This is a genomic window from Falsirhodobacter deserti (genome assembly GCF_004015795.1).
Lineage (GTDB): Bacteria > Pseudomonadota > Alphaproteobacteria > Rhodobacterales > Rhodobacteraceae > Falsirhodobacter > Falsirhodobacter deserti.
This window is the reverse complement of sequence record NZ_ML137218.1, coordinates 366,744-385,141: the sequence shown is the minus strand read 5'-3', so window position 1 is coordinate 385,141 and position 18,398 is coordinate 366,744. Positions and strand designations below refer to the sequence as shown.

Sequence of the window (18,398 nt, the reverse complement as noted above, 5' to 3'; positions counted from 1 at the left end):
CAGTGAACCGCCGCGAATCGGATCGGTCAAGGCGATGTCCGTTCCCACCCTGCCAGATGGCGCAAGCCTTGCGTCACGTCGGTGCGCACGGCCAGCCGCAGGCCCGGCTCATCCCCGGCACGCAGCGCGGCAAGGATGTGGCGGTGATGGGCGGGCGGTTCGTTCCGCCGCAGCCGCCCGTAAAGCGCCCGCATGGTGGGACCAAGCTGCAACCAGACTGTTTCCAGCAGTGCCAGCATCGCAGGTGCCTGTGCGCGCAGGTAAAGCGTGCGGTGGAATTCAAGGTTGGTGCGGATATAGCCGACGGCATCGCTTTTCGCGACGGCTTCGGCATTGGTGGTGTTGATCGCGGTCAGGCGGTCGATCAGCGCGAAATGGGCACGGGGCAGCGCACGCGAGGCCAGCTCCGGCTCCAGCAGGGCGCGGATGGCCGCCAGTTCCTCGATCCGGTCGGCGGTCAGTTCGGGCGTCGCCACGCGGCCCGAAGATGAAAGCGTCAGCGCGCCTTCGGCCACAAGCCGCCGCACGGCCTCACGGGCGGGGGTCATGGACACGCCGAAATCGCGGCCGATACCGCGCAGGGTCAGCGCCTGGCCGGGGGCGATCTCTCCATGCATGACCAGCGTGCGCAGGGCGCGATAAACGCGGTCATGGGCGACCGTGGTATCGATGCGGGGCGTGATCATGCGAAGCGCCAGCCCAGAAGGTCCTGCCCCTCCGGCCCCCGCAGCCATGCCCGGCGGACCGCATAATCGGGGCAAAGCCGCGCCACGATGGCCCAGAAGGCAGGGGAGTGATTCATTTCTTCCAGATGCGCAACCTCATGTGCGGCAACGTAATCCAGAATGGCCGGAGGGGCCATGACAAGCCGCCAGCTGAACATGAGCGCCCCGTCCGAGGTGCAGCTGCCCCAGCGGCTGCGCGTATCGCGCAGGGTCAGACGGGTATAGCTGCGCCCGATCGCGGCGGCATGAAGATCGCAGGCAGCCGCCAGCCGTTCGCGTGCCAGAACGCGCAAAAAGGCCGCGACGCGCGGGCCTGCGGGATCGGGAACGGCAATCGTATCCCCGTCCACCCTGATGCGGGCCTTGGCAGGCACCAGCGTCAGCAAGCGCCCTTCCACCGGCAGGTGCGTGCCATGCGCCACGATCCGGCCCGCAGGCAGGTCCGTCATGACCTTGCGCAACCAGTCGGTGTGGCTGCGGGCGAAGTCCAGCGCCTCGGCCTCTCGTGCGCGGGCGGGCAGCGACAGCGTCACCCGCCCGTCCATCCGTGACACGCGCAGCGAGAAGCGCCGCGCCCGTGCCGAACGGCGCAGCACCAGATCGACCCCCGGCAAATCGGGCAGGACAGGCATCGCATCCTCCATCGTCGTGGCAAAGGCCAGCCTTGCATTCATGCGGCTTAACCCCCATCTTCGCATCCTCGAAAGCCTTTGACAGCCGGACGCGCCTGTGGCAAGCGACGGCGCGACTGCATCACCACCCCTTTGAAGGAACCGGACATGCCCAAAGAGGAATGGGGCACGAAGCGGCTTTGCCCCACGACCGGCAAACGCTTCTACGACCTTAACCGCTCGCCGATCGTAAGCCCCTATACGGGCGAGATCGTCGACATCGAGAACGCACGCAAGAAGGCTGCCTCGGCCGTCATTTCGCGCGCGACCGAGGACAAGGCCGATGACAGCCTGGTCGAGGATCTGGACGGCGACGATCTGCTGGAAGACGATTCCACCAGCGAAACCGATGACGATCTGCTGGAAGATGACAGCGACGACAACGTCTCGCTGGACGATCTGGCCGATGTTGCCGGCGACGAGGACGAAAGCTGATCCTCGGTAAGGTTTCGGGACGGGGCGCAAATTTTTCTCTTGCGCCCCGCCGCGACCTCCCCTAGAAGGCCCAAGCACGCCGGAAACGGCTGGCACACCCGGTGGGGTCATAGCTCAGTTGGGAGAGCGCTTGAATGGCATTCAAGAGGTCGGCGGTTCGATCCCGCCTGGCTCCACCAAAATAAACCAAGGCCGCCCTTCGGGGCGGCTTTTGTTTTTTTCCGAAGGATTTCCGGCATGACGCCCACTTATCTTGTGACGCATTCGGGCGGTTTTCATGCCGACGAGTTGTTTTCCACCGTCATCCTGACCCGCCTGTTCCCGCAGGCGCAGGTCGTGCGCAGCCGCGCGGCGAATTGGATCACCCCTGCTGCCGACCGGATCATCTATGACGTTGGCGGCGCCTACGATGGCGAAACGCGGATCTTCGACCACCACCAGCGGGGTGCCCCCCTGCGCGAAGACGGCCAGCCCTACAGCTCCTTCGGGCTGGTCTGGAAGCATTACGGGCGCGACTATCTTGCCGCCTGCAATGTCCCCGAAGCGCATGCGGAGGAAATCCACGCATCCTTCGACACAGGGTTCGTTCTGCCGGTGGACCTGATGGACAACGGCGCGGCGAACATGTCCGGCCCGCTGGCACCGATGGCCCTGCCCGCGCTGCTGGAAACGCTGAAGCCGGTCTTCGATGAAACCGCTCCGGATGCCGAGGACCGCGCTTTCCACGCCGCCCTTTCCATCGCCCGCAGCTTCGTGGAAGCACGCATCGCGCGCAGCGCCGCCAAGCGCCGGGCCGAGGTGATGGTGCAGGATGCCATCCGCGCCGCAGGTGACAGCGCGATCCTTGAACTGCCGATGGGAATGCCCTTCCGCCCTGCGGTCATCAAGGCGGGTGCGGATCACCTGCTGTTCGTGGTGGCCCCGCGCGGCGACGACTGGACCCTTGGCACCATCCGCCTGCACGATGAGGGGTTCGAGGTGCGCGCCGATCTGCCCGCCGCATGGGCCGGCCTGACGAACGAGGCGCTTGAGGAAGCCTCGGGCGTGAAAGGCGCCACCTTCTGCCACAAGGGCCGGTTCATCGCCGCCGCCCGCACGCGGGAGGCCGCGCTGGAGATGGCCCGCCTCGCCGTGGCCGAAGCGCAGGCGTAACCCTATCCCTGCGGCGACATCGCCTTGCGCTGGCGCGTCCGTTCCAGCCCCAGCGCACGTTCGCGCCAGATGATCAGGCAGCCGGCCGAAACGATGATCGCCGCCCCCACCAGCATCGTTCCGGTCGGCACCTCGTCGAAAAAGACATATCCGATGGCCAGCGCGAACAGCATCGAGGCATAGTCGAACGGCGCGATGACAGAGGCGTCCGCCTCGCGGAAGGCCTGGGTCATGAAGATCTGCGCCGTTCCGCCCAGAAGGCCCGCCAGCACCAGAAGCACCGCCTCGGTCGGGGTGGGCATGACCCAGCCGAAGGGGATGGTTGCCAGCGACAGTACGGTGGAGGTGACGCTGAACCAGAACACGATGGCCGAGGTTTTCTCGAATGCGACCATCTTGCGGATGAACACCCCCGCCAAGGCCGCGCACAGCGCCCCGCTCAGCGCCAGCATCGCGCCCAGCGCGGCCGCGTCGCCGCCCTCTCCCTCAAGAATCGTCAGGCGCGGCCACAGGACGATCATCACTCCGACCAGCCCGATCGCAACCGCGCTCAGCCGGAAAAGCCGCACTTCCTCGCCCAGGAACATCGAGGCGAGGATGACCGTCATCAGCGGCGCGGCATAGTTCAGGGCCGTCACCTCGGGCAATGGCAGGTATGCCAGCGCAGCGAACCCCAACCCCATCGCCATCGTGCCGGCGATCCCGCGCCAGACATGGCCCAGCATGTTGTTCACCTGCAGGCCCGTCCGCAATTCCCGCCGCAGCGCCAGCCATGTCAGGATCACGGGAATGGCGAAGAAGGACCGGAAGAACACCGATTCCCCAGCCGGAACCCTGTCCGAAGCCGCCTTGATCAGCGATGACATGACAATGAAGATCAGGACCGAGCAGAGCTTCAGCGCAATGCCGCGCAAAGGGCGGGATGTGGGGGCGTGCATTGGACGGCCTTCCGGGGTTGACGACCCAAGTCAGCACTGATTCTAAGGACATGCAAGCCAAAGGAGACGACGATGACCGACCTTGCCCGCCGAATCGATCAGGGTCGCGGACTGATGCCCGCCGATATCGTGCTGAAGGGCGGCCGCATGTTCGACCTGATCACGGGTGATCTGGTGGAAACGGACATCGCCATCTGCGGTGACCGCATCGTCGGCACCTTCGGCCGGTTCGAAGGCACGCGCGAGATCGACTGCACGGGCCGCATCCTTGTGCCCGGCTTCATCGACACGCATCTGCACATCGAATCCTCGCTTGTGACACCGTTCGAATTTGACCGTTGCGTCACCCCGCGCGGCGTGACCACCGCCATCTGCGATCCGCATGAAATCGCGAATGTCTGCGGGCTGGAGGGGATCCGCTATTTCCTCGATGCCTCCACCCGGACGGTCATGGATATTCGCGTGAACCTTTCCTCCTGCGTGCCATCCACGCATATGGAAACCGCGGGCGCGGCACTGGATGCAGGCGATCTGACGCCGCTGATGGATCATCCGCAGGTCATCGGGCTGGCCGAATTCATGAACTTCCCCGGCGTCCTGATGAAGGACCCCGGCTGCATGGCGAAGCTGGAGGCGTTTCAGGGGCGCCACATCGACGGGCACGCGCCACTGCTGCGCGGACGGGATCTGGACGCCTATATCGCGGCCGGCATCCGGACCGAGCATGAGGCGACAACGGCGGAAGAGGCGATAGAGAAGCTGCGCAAGGGCATGCGCGTGCTGATCCGTGAAGGATCGGTTTCCAAGGACATGGAGGCGCTGGCCCCGATCCTGACCGAACGCACCTCCCCCTATCTGTGCCTCTGCACCGATGACCGCAACCCGCTGGACATCGAAGAGCATGGCCATCTGGACTACATGATCCGCACGCTGATCGCCCGCGGCTGCCCCCCGCTTGCGGTTTACCGCGCCGCCAGCCTTTCCGCGGCCGAAGCGTTCGGCCTGAAGGATCGCGGCCTGATCGCCCCGGGCCTGCGGGCGGATATCGCGGTGATCGATACGCTGGAAAGCTGCCGCACCTCGCTGGTGCTGTCGGGCGGGGTCGTGGCGGATGATGCGGCCTTTGCCGTGCGCGAAACAGTCACGCCAGTGGCCCGCGCCTCGGTCAAGGCACCCGCGGTGACGGCAGAGGCGTTCCGCTATGTCCGCAATGGCGATGCGCCCGTGATCGGCATCCTGCCGGGCAAGATCATCACCGAACATCTGACCGAAACCCTGCAAGCGCAGGATGGCGACCTGTTGCCGGATACGGGCCGCGACCTGATCCGCATCGCGGTGGTGGAACGGCACGGAAAGAACGGCAACATCGCCACCGGCATCGTGAAAGGCTTCGGGCTGCAGCGCGGGGCCATCGCCTCTACCGTTTGCCATGACCATCACAACATCGCCGTGGTCGGGGCCGATTATGCCGACATGGCCGCAGCCGTGACCCGCCTTGGCCAGATCGAGGGCGGCTTTGTGGTGGTGGCGGATGGGGAGGTTCTGGCCGAACTGTCGCTGCCCGTTGCCGGCCTGATGAGCCTTGATCCCTTCGAGGATGTGCGCGACCGCCTGATCGCCCTGCGCAGCGCCGCCAAATCCCTTGGCGTCACGCTGGAAGAGCCGTTCCTGCAACTGGCCTTTCTTGCCCTGCCGGTGATCCCGCATCTGAAGATCACCGACATGGGCCTTGTGGACGTGGACCGCTTCGCCCTGATCTAGGCGCGCCCGGCCGTGGCCGAAAGCGAAACGGGATCGACGCCGATGGCGCGCAGGTGGCTCGACCACTTGGCGCCGGCATCCTCGGCGAAGATCAGGTCTGCCTGTGCCTGTGGCAGCATCAGCCATTCGTTGCGCGCGATCTCGTCCTCCAGCTGGCCCGGACCCCAGCCGGAATAGCCAAGGGCAAGAATCGCGCGGCTGGGGCCTTCGCCCCGCGCGAAAGCCTGAAGGATATCCAGCGTGGCCGTCATGCACAGCCCGCCTTCGATCAGCATCGTGGCGCCCTGCGAATCATAATCCGTGCTGTGAAGCACAAAGCCCCGGCCCCGTTCCACCGGACCGCCCAGGTGGACGCGGATGTCGCGCCCTTCGGGCCGTTCGGGGATCTCCAACTGCTCCAGCAGGGCGGAGAAGTGCAGATCGTCCATGGGCTTGTTGACGATCAGCCCCATGCTTCCATCATCGGAGTGGGCGCAGATCAGCACGACCGAGTGGTCGAACCGTTCATCCCCCATCCCGGGCATCGCGATCAGGACGGCGCCTGACAGGTTCATCTCTTGCTCCATTATCCAGATATGGCGCGGCAGGCGGCCCGCTCAACCCGTGCGTGACCGGAATGTGATTTCCCAATCCGCGCGGGCTGCTTATGTTCACCTGCATGTTGAAAATGATGATCGCCCTTCTGGCCCTGCCCGCCATGATGCAGCCTGCGGCCGCGCAGGACCTGCCTTCGGATCTTGTTGCGGCGCGGATTCTGCCCGGCTGGCAGACGCCTGACGGAACGCGCATGGTCGCGCTGCGCCTGCGCCTGCATGAAGGGTGGAAAACCTATTGGCGCAGCCCGGGCGATGCGGGCATTCCACCCGAGTTCAACTGGTCGGGATCATCGAATCTTGCCGGCGTGCGGCTGCACTGGCCCCGCCCCGAGGTGTTCCACACCAACGGCTTGGAAAGCATCGGCTATCACCGCGAACTGGTCCTGCCGATAGAGCTTGTTCCCGCCGATCCTTCCCGTCCTGTTTCCCTTCACGCCGAGGTGGATCTGGGCGTATGCCGCGACGTATGCGTGCCTGCCACGATCGAGGTTGCGGCCGATCTTACAGGCCGCGGCGCCCATGATGCGATGATCGAGGCGGCGCTGGCCGATCAGCCGCGCCGGGGCACCGCCCACAGCGTGTCCTGTTCGATTGCACCGATCAAGGACGGCCTGCGCGTGACGGCCCGCATGATCCTTCCCCCGCAGGGCAAGGACGAGGTCGTGGTGATCGAGGCAGGGGATGACGACATCTGGTCCTCTCCCGCCGAAGTCAGCCGCCAGGGCGACACGCTTATCGCCACCAGCGAGCTTGTTGCCTCTGACGGCAGGCCGTTCGCGCTGGACCGGTCCGCGATGCGGCTGACCGTTCTGGGGGCGGGTCGCGCGGCAGAGGTGCTGGGCTGCCCTGCGGCCTAACGCTCTGTCAGGCGGGGCATGATTTCCACCAGGTTGCAGGGCCCGTTCGTGGAATCAAGCTGGTGGCGCAGGATCTCGTCCCATGCGTCCTTGCACGCACCCGAGCTGCCGGGCAGCGCGAAGATATAGGTGCCGTTGGCCACACCGCCCGTTGCGCGGCTTTGAATGGCCGAGGTGCCGACCGTCCGCATCGACACCATCGCGAAAACGGATGCGAAAGCCTCGATCTCTTTTTCGTAAACCTCGCGATGTGCTTCCACCGTGACATCGCGGCCCGTCAGGCCGGTCCCGCCGGTGGAAAGGATCACGTCGATCTGGGGATCGGCGGACCAGCGGCGCAGATGATCCACGATGGCGGCGCGGTCGTCGCGCACCATCGCGCGCGCGGCAACGACATGGCCCGCCCCCTCGATCCGTTCGGCCAGCACGTTGCCGGATTTGTCCGTTTCCAGCGTGCGGGTGTCGGACACGCTCAGCACCGCGATCCGCACCGGCTTGAAATCGCTCATCTCAACCTCGCCTGTATTTCCAGAAGATCGGCCCAAGCCTCGCGCTTGGCGATCGGGTTTCGCAAAAGATAGGCCGGGTGGCACATCGGCATGACCGGAAGCCCCAGTCCCTGCCCCCATGTGCCGCGCAGCCGCGTGATGCCTGTCTGCCCCAGCACCGCCTTTGCCGCGATGTTGCCCACCACCACCACCAGGTCGGGGGCGGCCAGTTCCACGTGCCGTTCAAGGAAGGGCAGCATCATCGCCACCTCGTCGGGGCGGGGATCGCGGTTCTGCGGCGGGCGCCACGGGATCACGTTGGTGATGTAAACAGCCCGCTGCGGATCGGGCGTATCGCGCGCCAAACCGATTGCCGCCAGCATCCGGTCCAGAAGTTGCCCGGCGCGGCCGACGAAGGGGCGACCCGCCTGGTCTTCCTCGCGGCCCGGCGCCTCGCCGATGATCATGACGCGGGCATTTGCCCGCCCGTCGCTGAACACCGTGTTGCGCGCGCCGCGCCGCAATTCGCAATGCGGGAAAGCGGCCACGGCCTCGGCCAATGCGTCAAGATCGGGGGCGGCCTGCGCCATGGCCCGGGCTTCGGCCACCGGATCACTTTCGGCTGCGGGGGTGCTGGCCGCCGCAGTGTCGGGCACCGGCGCCGGTTTGGGAACCGCCGCCTCCAGCTCGTACCGGTTCAGGGGGGCGTCCCCGATCCCTTCGGTCACGCCCAGATCGAACTGCCAGGCAAGCATTGCCGCAGCCGTTTCCCAATCCAGATCGCAGGCATCCCGAGTCATGCGTGCAAGGTATGCGGGTGGCCCCGCGGGAACAAGGCGGGTTGTCGGACGGCAGAGGGGTTTCTATAAGCGCGGCAACGACCCTCGGAACAGGAGCCGCCGATGAGTTTTCGCGCCCGCCACCTTCTTGGGATCGAACATCTCGCCCCAGACGCCATCACCGAGATCCTGGATCTGGCCGAACGGTATGTGGATTTCAACCGCCGCACCGTGAAGCAGTCCGACGCGCTGGCGGGGATGACGCAGATCAACATGTTCTTCGAAAACTCCACCCGCACGCAGGCCAGCTTCGAACTGGCGGGCAAGCGGCTGGGGGCGGATGTGATGAACATGGCGATGGCCCAGTCTTCGGTGAAGAAGGGCGAAACGCTGATCGACACGGCCCTGACGCTGAACGCGATGCATCCAGACCTGCTGGTGGTGCGGCACGGCGCGTCGGGCGCCGTGAACCTGCTGGCGGAAAAAGTGAACTGCGCCGTGTTGAACGCGGGCGACGGGCGGCACGAACACCCCACGCAGGCGCTGCTGGACGCGCTGACCATCCGCCGCGCCAAGGGCCGCATCCAGCGGCTGACGGTTGCGATCTGCGGCGACATCCAGCACAGCCGCGTGGCACGGTCGAACCTGCTGCTTCTGGGCAAGATGGAAAACCGCGTGCGGCTGATCGGTCCGCCCACGCTCATGCCTTCGGGCGTGGCAGAGTTCGGGTGCGAGGTGTTCGACGACATGAAGGCCGGCCTTCAGGGCGCCGATGTCGTGATGATGCTGCGCCTTCAGAAGGAACGCATGGATGGCGGCTTCATCCCGTCGGAGCGGGAGTATTTTCACCGCTATGGCCTTGATGCCGAAAAGCTGTCCCATGCCAAGGAGGATGCCATCGTCATGCATCCCGGCCCGATGAACCGCGGCGTGGAAATTGACGGCACCATCGCCGACGACATCAACCGCTCGGTCATCCAGGAGCAGGTGGAGATGGGCGTCGCGGTCCGGATGGCCTGCATGGATCTTCTGGCGCGCAACCTGCGCGCCGAACGCGGGGCGAAAGCGTCGGAGGTGATGGAATGACCGAGGCGGTTCTTTACGCCGTTGCCGCGGCTGTTATCGGCTTTCTGCTGGGCTGGCTGCTGCGCCGCCCCGATCCACGCCCGGTGCAGGCACTTGCCCGCCTTCAGGCCGATCACGACAACCTTTCGCGCGCCCGCGATGATCTGGCCGCGCAGCTGACCAAGGAACGCGGCTTCGTCGGCGCCATGCGCGAAGAGGCCAGCCACATGTCGCGCCAGATCGCCACGCTGGAGGCCGAGGTGAAGGCCGCCGACCGCCGCGCCAGCGATCTTGATCTTCGCCACCGTGCCACGCTGGAGGCCTTGGAAGATGCCCGTGACCGCGCCAACACCGCCGAGGTGGAGCTTTCGCGCCTGAACACCGTTATGGAAAAGGAACGCGTGGCCAGCGTGGAGAAGATCGAGCTTCTGTCGCAGGTGCGCGCCGACATGGAACACCGCTTCAAGCAGCTTGCCATCGACAGCCTGCGCCTGAACGGCGAGGAAAGCGGCAAGCGGCTGGAAGCGGCCCTTGCCCCGCTGAAACAGCATGTCGAACATTTCCAGACCGAACTGCGCAACGTTCACCAAGGCGCGCTGCAGGACCGGGCAACCCTGAAGGCCGAGATCGAGGCCCTGACCCGCCGGTCCGAGGAGGTGAGCCGCGAGGCCGTCAACCTGACCCGCGCCCTGAAGGGCGACAAGCAGAAGCAGGGCGCGTGGGGGGAGATGATCCTCGAATCGCTGCTGGAACGGTCGGGCCTGCGCAAGGGCGAGGAATACCTGGTGCAGGAGCATCGGGTGAACGAGGACGGGGCCCGCTTCCGCCCGGACGTGATCGTGAACATGCCCGATGGCAAGCGGCTGGTGATCGACAGCAAGGTATCGCTGGTGGATTACGAAACCTGCGTGAACTGCGAATCCGAGGAGGAGGGCAACCTTGCCCGCATCCGCCACGTCCGCGCGCTGAAGAACCACATCCAGACGCTGCACGACAAGGCCTATCACACGATGGAAGACGGCTCGGTTGATTACGTGGTCATGTTCATCCCGATCGAGGGGGCGCTGTCCGAGGCGCTGCGCGAGATGGGCGATCTGACCACGATGGCGTTCGAGAAATCCGTGACCATCGCCACGCCCACCACGCTAATGATGGCGCTGCGCACGATTTCGAACGTCTGGACGATCGAACGGCGCAACCAGAACGCCGAGGCCATCGCAGACCGCGCCGGACGCCTTTATGAAAAGGTCGCAGGTTTCGTGGATGATATGGAAAAGGTGGGGCGCAACCTTGGCGCGGCGCAGTCCGCCTACGGCGATGCGATGGGCAAGCTGTCCACCGGCCGCGGCAATGTCCTGTCGCAGCTGGAAACGATGAAGGTTCTGGGGGCCAAGACCTCCAAGACGTTCAAGACCGAATTCGACCATGATCTTCCCGCGCCGGAGGATCTGCGCCTGACCCATGACGCGGCGGAGTGACATGATCTACCTGACGAATGCCCGCCTTATCGATCCCGAGGCGCTGACCGAAACCCACGGCTCCATCCTGATCGACGGCGGCGTGATCGCGGCCATCGATGGTGACGCGCCCGAGGGGGCCGAGGTGATCGACTGCGGCGGCAAGTATCTTGCCCCCGGCATCGTGGATCTGGGCGTTCAGGTGGGCGAGCCGGGCGCGCGCCACAAGGAAAGCGTGCGCAGCGCGGGCCTTGCAGCCGCCGCCGGCGGCGTGACCACGATCATCGCGCGCCCCGACACCGACCCCGCGCTCGACACGCCCGAGATGCTGGAATTCGTCACCCGCCGCGCACGGGACGCCTCGCCCGTCCGCATCCGCCATATGGCCGCCCTGACCAAGGGCCGCGAAGGGCGCGAGATGACGGAGATCGGTTTCCTTCTGGATGCCGGCGCTGTGGCCTTCACCGATGGCGACCATGTCTGCACCCACACCAAGGTGCTGAACCGCGCCTTCACCTATGCCCGCAGTCTTGGCGCGCTGGTCATCGGCCATCCGCAGGAACCGGGGCTGTCGAAGGGTGCCGCCGTCACCAAGGGCAAGTTCGCCTCTCTGCGCGGCCTGCCCGATGTGCATCCCATGGCAGAGCGGATGGGCTTCGACCGCGACATGGCCTTGGTAGAGATGACGGGCGTGCGCTATCACGCCGACCAGATCACCTGCGCGCGCACCCTGCCCGCACTGGAACGCGCCAAGGCCAACGGGCTGGACGTGACGGCAGGCATCTCCATCCACCACTTGACCTTGAACGAAATGGACGTGGGCGACTATCGCACCTTCTTCAAGGTGACGCCCCCCTTGCGATCGGAAGATGACCGGGTAGCGATGATCGACGCCGTGGCGGCTGGCACGATCGACATCATCTGTTCCATGCACACCCCCCAGGACGAGGAATCCAAGCGCCTTCCCTTCGAGGACGCCGCTTCCGGCGCCGTTGGGCTGGAAACGCTGCTGCCGGCGGCGATGCGCCTATACCACGCTGGCGGGCTGACCCTGCCGCAGCTGTTCCGCGCCATGTCGCTGAACCCGGCAAAACGGCTGGGCCTGCCGCAGGGGCGCCTTGCCGAGGGTGCGCCTGCCGACCTTGTGCTGTTTGATCCGGACGCGCCCTTTGTGCTGGACCGTTTCGCGCTGCGGTCGAAATCCAAGAACACGCCCTTTGACGGGCAAAGAATGGAGGGGCGCGTTCTGGCCACCTTTGTTGCTGGGATGAGGGTGTTCGATGCCGGCCTTTGAAACTGCGCCCCTGCTGCTGGCGCTTGCGGCGGGGCTTGGCTACCTGCTCGGCTCTGTCCCGTTCGGCATCGTGATCACCCGCGCCATGGGCCTGGGGGATCTGCGCCAGATCGGTTCGGGCAATATCGGTGCGACCAACGTGCTGCGGACGGGAAACAAGCCTGCCGCGCTTGCGACCCTGATCCTTGATGCCGGCAAGGGCGGGATTGCCGTTCTGATCGCGCGCGCCCTTCTGGGCGAGGATGCGGCGCAGGTAGCGGGGGTGTTCGCCTTTCTGGGGCACCTGTTTCCCGTCTGGCTGGGGTTCAGGGGCGGCAAGGGCGTGGCCACCTTCCTTGGCACGCTGCTGGCGCTGGCATGGCCGGTGGGCCTGTTGGCCTGCGCAACTTGGCTGGTGACAGCTCTGATCTTCCGCATCTCGTCGCTGGCGGCACTGGTGGCGGCCGTGGCGGCGCCCGTCTGGGCAATGCTGGTGGGGCACGGCGATGTCGCCGTTTGCACCGCCGCCATGGCCCTGCTGGTCCTGATCCGGCACGACGCGAACATCCGCCGCCTTGTTGCAGGGACCGAGCCGAAGATCGGCAAGAAGTAAGATCAGCCGTTCAGTGTCATCGCATCATAGACGCGCGACAGGTCGCCCGCCCATTCGCCCTGATAGGCAGCGATCAGATCATCAGCCGGAACGCGGCCAGTTGCGATGCTGTCCTCCAGCACATCAAGGAAAGCTTCCTCCCCCTGCCCCCGCGCGGCCAGACCGCCCCGCGACAGGCGCAGCGCCTCACGTGCCAGATCGTGCAGCTTCACGCCGCCCGCCTCGCCCTGAAGGGCATCCACGGATGAAGCCACGCGCAAGCCTTCGCGCGTCGCCGTATCCAGGTGTTTCACCAGATCCCATGCCGCATCCAATGCGCCACCATCATACATGAGGCCGACCCAAAAGGCCGGAAGCGCCAGAAGATGCCCGCGGGGGCCGCAATCGGCGCCACGCATCTCGATATACCGTTTCACCCGCGCCTCGGGGAAGACGGTGGTCATGTGGTCGGCCCAGTCCGACAGGGTGGGCTTTTCACCGGGCAGCGCGGGCAGTTCGCCCTTCAGGAAATCACGGAAGGACTGGCCCAGCGCGTCGATATACTTGCCGTCGCGGTAAACGAAATACATCGGCACATCGAGAACCCAGTCCACATACCGCTCGAACCCCATCCCGTCTTCGAACACGAAGGGCAGCATGCCGGTGCGGCTGTCATCAAGCCCCCGCCAGATGCGCGAGCGCCAGCTTTTATGCCCGTTCAGCTTGCCCTCGAAAAAGGGAGAGGAGGCAAAAAGCGCGGTCGCCACCGGCTGAAGCGCCAGCGCCACCCGCATCTTCCGCACCATGTCCGCTTCGGACGCGAAATCCAGATTCACCTGCACCGTGGAGGTGCGGTACATCATCTGCGTGCCATGGGTGCCGACGCGACCCATGTAATCGGTCATCAGCCGATAGCGGCCCTTGGGCATGACCGGCATGTCCTGATGTGTCCATTCCGGCGCAGCCCCGATTCCCATGAAACGCGGCCCGCCCAGTTCCGCGATCTCTGCGAAATGGGTGTCGATCTCGGCCTTCGTCTGGTGGATCGTTTCCACAGGCGCACCGGAAAGTTCGAACTGCCCGCCCGGTTCAAGCGAGATGCTGGCCCCGTCGCGCGAAAGGCCGATCAGCTTTCCGGCCTCTTCCACGCGGGTCCAGCCGAAACGGGTGAACCCTTCCATCAGGTCGTGGATCGCCTTGTAATCCAGCGGACGGTGGCCGGGCGTGAAGCCGAACTTCTCGTGCTCGGTCCCGATGCGCCACTGATCGGCAGGTTTGCAACCGGCTTCCATATAGGTGGCAAGCTGCGAGAAGTCTTCGATCGGGCCGCCGCCCTGCTGGGGAATGGACATTCTGGCCTCGATCAAGCACTTGGAATGGCAGACCTGTCCCTTCGATGGCGCTAAGTCAAGTGGTCCAGTCGCCCAAGGTGGCCTGCCACAGCGCCATCGCCGCCACGGCCGCAGTGTCGGCGCGCAAAATGCGCGGGCCAAGGCTGACCGGAATCACCTGCGCCATTGCCCGCAGACGCGCCTGTTCCGCCTCGGCGAAACCGCCCTCGGGGCCGATCAGGATGGCCCATGGCCCATGCCCTGCTGCCTGCAATCCCGCGCGCGCGCCTGTCAGCGACTCGTCGCACCACATGATGCGCCGGTCCACGGGCCAGTCCGCCAGAAGCCGGTCCAGCTGTTGGATATCCGTCACCTCGGGCACGAAGGTGCCGCCGCATTGTTCGGCCGCTTCCACGGCATGGGCCTGAAGGCGGTCCTGCCGGATGCGTTCGGAATTGGTGAAGCGGGTGTTCACCGGGATGATGCGTGAGGCCCCCATCTCGGCCGCTTTTTCCACGATGAAATCGGTGCGCGCCTTCTTGATCGGCGCGAACAAAAGCCACAGGTCCGGCGGCAGGCGCAACGGCGCGGTTTGCTGCACGCAGGTCAGGGTGCCGCCGCGTTTTGCCGCGCGCGTCACCTCGGCCCGCCACGCGCCGTCGCGGCCGTTGAACAGGGTGACGGGCGCACCCATGCCCTGACGCATCACCCCGAACAGGTAATGCGCCTGCGCCTCGGTCAGTGCCACATCGGTTCCCACCTGAAGCGGGGCATCTACGAACAGTCGGATCTCGCTCATACCGATGGTCTAGCGCCTTGGCCCCATGCGCGCCATAGCCTAGAACCGCACAAAAGGGGGTGCTGCATGAACACAGGACAAGTCGCCGATGCCGTTTCGGGCAACTGGGTCGATCATCTGGCGCCCGAGGCGTGGCGCCCTTACCTGCGCCTTTCGCGGGCGGACCGGCCCATCGGAACATGGCTGCTGCTGATCCCCTGCTGGTGGGGCGTGGCCATGGCGGCAGCCGCCACCGCGCCGCGCTGGTTCGATCTGTGGATCGTGATCGGCTGCACCATCGGGGCCATCCTGATGCGGGGTGCGGGCTGCACATGGAACGACATCACCGATCGCGATTTCGACGGCAGCGTGGCGCGCACCCGGTCGCGGCCCATCCCGTCGGGGCAGGTCTCGGTGCGGCAGGCGATGTGGTGGATGGCCGTGCAGGTCGCCATTTCCGCGCTGATCCTGTTCACGCTGGGTTGGGTGGCGATCGGTTTTGGCATCCTGTCGCTGCTGCCGGTGGCGGTTTATCCCTTCGCCAAGCGCTTCACATGGTGGCCGCAGGTGTTTCTTGGCATCGCCTTCAACTGGGGCGTCTGGGTGGCGTGGGCCGCGCATGGCGCACCTGTCACATGGGCGACGCTGGTGCTGTTCCTTGCGGGCATCGCCTGGACGCTGTTCTACGACACGATCTATGCCCATCAGGACAAGGAGGATGACGCACTGATCGGGGTCAAATCCACCGCCCGCCTGTTCGGCAAGGATACGCATCTGTGGCTGACGGCTTTTCTGATCCTTGCGGCCGGCCTGATGGCCGTGGCGGCGGCGATCAGCACGTCGGGCCTGTCGCTGCTGCTGGCGCTGCTGGGATGCGCGGCTTTCGCGGGGCACATGCTGTGGCAGATGAACCGGCTGAACATCGACAGCCCCGATACCTGCCTCACGCTTTTCCGATCAAATCGTGATGCAGGATTGCTGGCTGCGCTGTTTCTTGCCGGTGCCGCGCTGGTGTAATTGATGCAGGCGGCGGGGGGGCGTATGCCCTTCGCCACGTTCTCGAAGGATACCTCCCGATGCGCCTGTCCCGCAAGATCATCGTTCCAGCCATGTTCATCGGTGCTGCCGCTGTTGCCGCCGGCGGGGCCACCGTCGCCTCGGGCGTGATCGAGGAACGATCCGAATCCGCCGTGGCCGCGCGGCTGGCACAGGATGGCATCACCTTTGCCACGGTCGAGGCTGACGGGCTGAACGTGCACCTTTCCGGCACCGCCCCGGACGAGGCGACGCGCTTTCGCGCCATCAACCTTGCGGGCAGCGTGGTCGACCCGTCGCGCCTGCGCGATGACATGACGGTTCTGCCCACCCGCGCCGTCGAGGCCCCCCAGTTCGAGATGGAGCTGCTGCGCAATGATGACGGAGTTTCGCTGATCGGCCTGATCCCCCGCACCTCGCAGGCGATGATGGCGGACACGGCGGCGCTGGTGCCCGATCTTCAGGTTTCGGACATGCTGGAAACGGCGGATCATCCTGCGCCCGATGGCTGGAATGGCGCTATGGCTTTCGGGATCGACGCGCTGAAGCTGTTGCCCCGCGCCAAGATATCGGTCGCGCCGGGCGTGGTGACGATCACTGCCATCGCCAATGACGTGCCTGAACAGCAGCGCCTGCGGTCGCAACTGGCGCAGATCACCCCCGCAGGGGTGAAGGCGAACGTGGATATCACCGCGCCGCGCCCTGTCATCACCCCTTATGCCCTGCGCCTGATCCGGAACGAGGATGGCACACGGTTCGAAAGCTGCTCGGCCCCTGATGAGGATCAGGCCGAACGGATCGTCGCCGCCGCCCAAAAGGCCGGTGCGGCTGACGCGATCACCTGCGCGGTCGGGCTGGGCGCCCCTTCGGCCGAATGGACCGCCGCCGCCGAGGCCGGGATCGAAGCCCTTGCCGCGCTGCCTGCCGGCAGCCTGACCATGTCGGATGCCGATATCGTGCTGGCCGCCCGCGCCGGCACGCCGCGGGCTGATTTCGACCGGGTTGCCGGATCGCTTGACACCTCGCTGCCCGCAGGTTTTTCGCTGCAGACCGTTCTGCCCCCGGCACCGGCCGAGGAAGCCGAAGGCCCGCTGGAGTTTACCGCCGAACTGACACCGGACGGCGAGGCGACTATTGCAGGCCGGGTGCGCGATGCCTTGGGCCAGGAAGCGGTCACATCCTATGCGCGGGCTCGTTTCGGGGCCAATGCCGTGACCGGAACGCCTGTTCTGGATGAAAGCGCCCCCACCGGCTGGACCACCCGCGTGATGACGGGGCTGGAGGCGCTGGATCAGCTTGCAAGCGGCTCGCTTCGTGTCACCCCCAAGGAGGTGACCGTCAGCGGCGTTACCGGATCGAAGGCCGCACAGGCGCAGATCACGCAGCTCCTGACCGAGAAACTGGGCAACAGCGCCTTCACGGTCACCGCCACCTATGACGAGGATCTGGATCCCTATGCCGCCCTGCCCGCCCCTGAGGAGTGCATGGCGAATATCCGCAACGTGATGGCGCAGCAGAAGATCAGCTTCGCCCCCGGTTCGGCCGAGATCGAGGGATCGGCCCGTGCCACGCTGGACGGGCTGACCGAGATCCTGACCGATTGCGCCAACCTGTCCTTCGAAATCCAGGGATATACTGACAGTCAGGGCAGCGACGCCGGCAATCAGGCACTGAGCCAGGCCCGGGCCGAGGCTGTCATGGTTGCCCTGCAGGGCCGCCGCATCAGCGCCGATCGCCTGACTGCCGTCGGCTATGGCGAAGCCGATCCCATTGCCGACAACACGACCGAGGAAGGCCGCGAATCCAACCGGCGGATCGAATTCAAGCTGACGCATGTGGCCCCCGATCCCAATGCGCCGCCCCCCGCACAAGGAGCCAATGCCCGCCAGGCGATGCTGGCCATTGCGCGCATCGATGCCTTCCTGCTGCCGCAGGGCGACTGGTATGACAGCATCCCGGCCGACATGGTGGACGGATCGGGCGATGATACCGACGAAGGCGAAGAGGTTGACGGCGAACCCAGTTTCGCGCCAACAGAGATGACCGGGCGCGCCGAAGCCCGCCCTGACGATCTGTAAGAGGCTTTCCTTGGACCGCAGCACGCTTATCGCCGCCACGACCCTTGTTCTTTTCGTGGCCTTCGTGCTGGGCTGGTTTGCCCGCTGGCTGACCACCCGCCTTTCGCCGATCGAAAGCGGCAATATCGACGAGGTGGACCGCCTGGCCCAAGCCCTTCACGAGGCCGAGGAGATCCGCGACGCCGCCATCATCTATGGCGAGGAGCGCGAGCGCGAACTGATGGGCCAGCTGGCGCAGACCGATGCCGAACTGCGCGCCGTCATGGAAAGCCTTGGACAGGCACGGGTGGAGCTGGACGAAATGCAGGCCGAGATCGAGCGTCTGCGCGGCTGACAATACATCTCGACGCGGGAGAACATCCTTCCTACCTTTGGCGGGCTGCGGGA

At 65.7% G+C, this 18,398-nt stretch carries 19 protein-coding genes and 1 tRNA gene; 12 read left to right on the top strand and 8 right to left on the bottom strand.

The window, feature by feature from the left end:
- Positions 1 to 26 precede the first annotated feature (26 nt).
- Complete coding sequence (locus JX25_RS01955; protein ID WP_128253442.1) at positions 27 to 686, bottom strand: GntR family transcriptional regulator; 660 nt, start codon at positions 684 to 686, stop codon at positions 27 to 29.
- Positions 683 to 1,357: a M48 family metallopeptidase gene (locus JX25_RS01950; protein ID WP_128255140.1), complete on the bottom strand. Its 675-nt coding sequence runs from the start codon at positions 1,355 to 1,357 to the stop codon at positions 683 to 685. Before JX25_RS01950 ends, JX25_RS01955 begins: the two co-directional genes overlap by 4 nt.
- A 147-nt stretch (positions 1,358 to 1,504) precedes the next feature.
- Between JX25_RS01950 and JX25_RS01945 the strand changes: the two genes are divergently transcribed.
- From JX25_RS01945 to JX25_RS01935, 3 genes are all read left to right on the top strand, one after another.
- Positions 1,505 to 1,831: a TIGR02300 family protein gene (locus tag JX25_RS01945; RefSeq protein WP_128253441.1), complete on the top strand. Its 327-nt coding sequence runs from the start codon at positions 1,505 to 1,507 to the stop codon at positions 1,829 to 1,831.
- A gap of 103 nt (positions 1,832 to 1,934) precedes the next feature.
- A tRNA-Ala gene (locus JX25_RS01940) sits at positions 1,935 to 2,010 on the top strand.
- 58 nt (positions 2,011 to 2,068) lie between these two features.
- A complete protein-coding gene (locus JX25_RS01935) occupies positions 2,069 to 2,983 on the top strand; it encodes an MYG1 family protein (protein WP_128253440.1) in 915 nt (304 codons plus the stop codon).
- A gap of 2 nt (positions 2,984 to 2,985) precedes the next feature.
- Here the strand turns inward: JX25_RS01935 and JX25_RS01930 are convergent, their stop codons facing one another.
- Positions 2,986 to 3,921 (bottom strand): DMT family transporter, encoded by a 936-nt coding sequence (locus JX25_RS01930; protein ID WP_128253439.1) that lies wholly within the window; start codon positions 3,919 to 3,921, stop codon positions 2,986 to 2,988.
- Positions 3,922 to 3,993: 72 nt separating this feature from the next.
- On the opposite strand from JX25_RS01930, the gene ade reads away from it, so the two are divergent.
- Positions 3,994 to 5,682, top strand: coding sequence for an adenine deaminase (ade, locus tag JX25_RS01925; RefSeq protein WP_128253438.1), 1,689 nt, complete (start codon positions 3,994 to 3,996; stop codon positions 5,680 to 5,682).
- On the opposite strand, the gene JX25_RS01920 is transcribed toward ade, so the two are convergent.
- Complete coding sequence (locus JX25_RS01920) at positions 5,679 to 6,236, bottom strand: YqgE/AlgH family protein (RefSeq protein WP_128253437.1); 558 nt, start codon at positions 6,234 to 6,236, stop codon at positions 5,679 to 5,681. The genes ade and JX25_RS01920 overlap by 4 nt on opposite strands.
- Positions 6,237 to 6,340: 104 nt before the next feature.
- On the opposite strand from JX25_RS01920, the gene JX25_RS01915 reads away from it, so the two are divergent.
- On the top strand, positions 6,341 to 7,135 hold the full coding sequence (locus tag JX25_RS01915; protein ID WP_128253436.1) for a protein-disulfide reductase DsbD domain-containing protein: 795 nt from the start codon (positions 6,341 to 6,343) through the stop codon (positions 7,133 to 7,135).
- Here the strand turns inward: JX25_RS01915 and moaB are convergent.
- Positions 7,132 to 7,644 (bottom strand): molybdenum cofactor biosynthesis protein B, encoded by a 513-nt coding sequence (gene moaB, locus JX25_RS01910; RefSeq protein WP_128253435.1) that lies wholly within the window; start codon positions 7,642 to 7,644, stop codon positions 7,132 to 7,134. The genes JX25_RS01915 and moaB overlap by 4 nt on opposite strands.
- Positions 7,641 to 8,423, bottom strand: a complete 783-nt coding sequence (locus JX25_RS01905; RefSeq protein ID WP_128253434.1) for a uracil-DNA glycosylase — start codon at positions 8,421 to 8,423, stop codon at positions 7,641 to 7,643. The genes moaB and JX25_RS01905 overlap by 4 nt, the downstream gene beginning before the upstream one ends.
- Before the next feature lie 102 nt (positions 8,424 to 8,525).
- Between JX25_RS01905 and JX25_RS01900 the strand changes: the two genes are divergently transcribed.
- The 4 genes from JX25_RS01900 to plsY are packed head-to-tail and all read left to right on the top strand — an operon-like array spanning position 8,526 to position 12,810.
- Complete coding sequence (locus tag JX25_RS01900) at positions 8,526 to 9,488, top strand: aspartate carbamoyltransferase catalytic subunit (protein ID WP_128253433.1); 963 nt, start codon at positions 8,526 to 8,528, stop codon at positions 9,486 to 9,488.
- Positions 9,485 to 10,945: a DNA recombination protein RmuC gene (locus JX25_RS01895; RefSeq protein WP_128253432.1), complete on the top strand. Its 1,461-nt coding sequence runs from the start codon at positions 9,485 to 9,487 to the stop codon at positions 10,943 to 10,945. The genes JX25_RS01900 and JX25_RS01895 overlap by 4 nt, the downstream gene beginning before the upstream one ends.
- Before the next feature lies 1 nt (position 10,946).
- On the top strand, positions 10,947 to 12,218 hold the full coding sequence (pyrC, locus tag JX25_RS01890; RefSeq protein WP_128253431.1) for a dihydroorotase: 1,272 nt from the start codon (positions 10,947 to 10,949) through the stop codon (positions 12,216 to 12,218).
- On the top strand, positions 12,205 to 12,810 hold the full coding sequence (plsY, locus tag JX25_RS01885; RefSeq protein WP_128253430.1) for a glycerol-3-phosphate 1-O-acyltransferase PlsY: 606 nt from the start codon (positions 12,205 to 12,207) through the stop codon (positions 12,808 to 12,810). Before pyrC ends, plsY begins: the two co-directional genes overlap by 14 nt.
- Positions 12,811 to 12,812: 2 nt before the next feature.
- On the opposite strand, the gene JX25_RS01880 is transcribed toward plsY, so the two are convergent.
- Entirely contained in the window at positions 12,813 to 14,141 is a 1,329-nt protein-coding gene (locus JX25_RS01880; protein WP_128253429.1) for a glutamate--cysteine ligase, read from the bottom strand.
- Positions 14,142 to 14,196: 55 nt separating this feature from the next.
- The gene (locus JX25_RS01875; RefSeq protein ID WP_421779952.1) at positions 14,197 to 14,919 is read right to left on the bottom strand and encodes a 16S rRNA (uracil(1498)-N(3))-methyltransferase; all 723 of its coding nucleotides are present in this window, start codon (positions 14,917 to 14,919) and stop codon (positions 14,197 to 14,199) included.
- A 66-nt stretch (positions 14,920 to 14,985) separates the two neighbouring features.
- Here JX25_RS01875 and ubiA point away from each other — a divergent pair, with 66 nt between their 5' ends.
- The 3 genes from ubiA to JX25_RS01860 are packed head-to-tail and all read left to right on the top strand — an operon-like array spanning position 14,986 to position 18,345.
- Positions 14,986 to 15,915 carry a 4-hydroxybenzoate octaprenyltransferase gene (gene ubiA, locus JX25_RS01870; protein WP_128253427.1) on the top strand — a complete coding sequence of 310 codons (930 nt, stop codon included), beginning with the start codon at positions 14,986 to 14,988 and terminating at the stop codon, positions 15,913 to 15,915.
- A gap of 59 nt (positions 15,916 to 15,974) precedes the next feature.
- A complete protein-coding gene (locus JX25_RS01865; protein WP_128253426.1) occupies positions 15,975 to 18,011 on the top strand; it encodes an OmpA family protein in 2,037 nt (678 codons plus the stop codon).
- A gap of 10 nt (positions 18,012 to 18,021) precedes the next feature.
- Positions 18,022 to 18,345: a hypothetical protein gene (locus JX25_RS01860; protein WP_128253425.1), complete on the top strand. Its 324-nt coding sequence runs from the start codon at positions 18,022 to 18,024 to the stop codon at positions 18,343 to 18,345.
- The last annotated feature ends 53 nt before the right edge of the window (positions 18,346 to 18,398 follow it).

What these genes read in the sequence shown, in the direction of transcription:
- JX25_RS01945 (WP_128253441.1), top strand. Translation starts at nt 1,505, where the DNA reads ATGCCCAAAGAGGAATGGGGCACGAAGCGGCTTTGCCCCACGACCGGC.
- pyrC (WP_128253431.1), top strand. Translation starts at nt 10,947, where the DNA reads ATGATCTACCTGACGAATGCCCGCCTTATCGATCCCGAGGCGCTGACC.
- plsY (WP_128253430.1), top strand. Translation starts at nt 12,205, where the DNA reads ATGCCGGCCTTTGAAACTGCGCCCCTGCTGCTGGCGCTTGCGGCGGGG.
- JX25_RS01900 (WP_128253433.1), top strand. Translation starts at nt 8,526, where the DNA reads ATGAGTTTTCGCGCCCGCCACCTTCTTGGGATCGAACATCTCGCCCCA.
- ubiA (WP_128253427.1), top strand. Translation starts at nt 14,986, where the DNA reads ATGAACACAGGACAAGTCGCCGATGCCGTTTCGGGCAACTGGGTCGAT.
- JX25_RS01905 (WP_128253434.1), bottom strand. Translation starts at nt 8,423, where the DNA reads ATGACTCGGGATGCCTGCGATCTGGATTGGGAAACGGCTGCGGCAATG.
- JX25_RS01935 (WP_128253440.1), top strand. Translation starts at nt 2,069, where the DNA reads ATGACGCCCACTTATCTTGTGACGCATTCGGGCGGTTTTCATGCCGAC.
- JX25_RS01915 (WP_128253436.1), top strand. Translation starts at nt 6,341, where the DNA reads ATGTTGAAAATGATGATCGCCCTTCTGGCCCTGCCCGCCATGATGCAG.
- moaB (WP_128253435.1), bottom strand. Translation starts at nt 7,644, where the DNA reads ATGAGCGATTTCAAGCCGGTGCGGATCGCGGTGCTGAGCGTGTCCGAC.
- JX25_RS01955 (WP_128253442.1), bottom strand. Translation starts at nt 686, where the DNA reads ATGATCACGCCCCGCATCGATACCACGGTCGCCCATGACCGCGTTTAT.
- JX25_RS01930 (WP_128253439.1), bottom strand. Translation starts at nt 3,921, where the DNA reads ATGCACGCCCCCACATCCCGCCCTTTGCGCGGCATTGCGCTGAAGCTC.
- JX25_RS01875 (WP_421779952.1), bottom strand. Translation starts at nt 14,919, where the DNA reads ATGAGCGAGATCCGACTGTTCGTAGATGCCCCGCTTCAGGTGGGAACC.
- JX25_RS01880 (WP_128253429.1), bottom strand. Translation starts at nt 14,141, where the DNA reads ATGTCCATTCCCCAGCAGGGCGGCGGCCCGATCGAAGACTTCTCGCAG.
- JX25_RS01895 (WP_128253432.1), top strand. Translation starts at nt 9,485, where the DNA reads ATGACCGAGGCGGTTCTTTACGCCGTTGCCGCGGCTGTTATCGGCTTT.
- JX25_RS01920 (WP_128253437.1), bottom strand. Translation starts at nt 6,236, where the DNA reads ATGAACCTGTCAGGCGCCGTCCTGATCGCGATGCCCGGGATGGGGGAT.
- JX25_RS01865 (WP_128253426.1), top strand. Translation starts at nt 15,975, where the DNA reads ATGCGCCTGTCCCGCAAGATCATCGTTCCAGCCATGTTCATCGGTGCT.
- JX25_RS01950 (WP_128255140.1), bottom strand. Translation starts at nt 1,357, where the DNA reads ATGCCTGTCCTGCCCGATTTGCCGGGGGTCGATCTGGTGCTGCGCCGT.
- ade (WP_128253438.1), top strand. Translation starts at nt 3,994, where the DNA reads ATGACCGACCTTGCCCGCCGAATCGATCAGGGTCGCGGACTGATGCCC.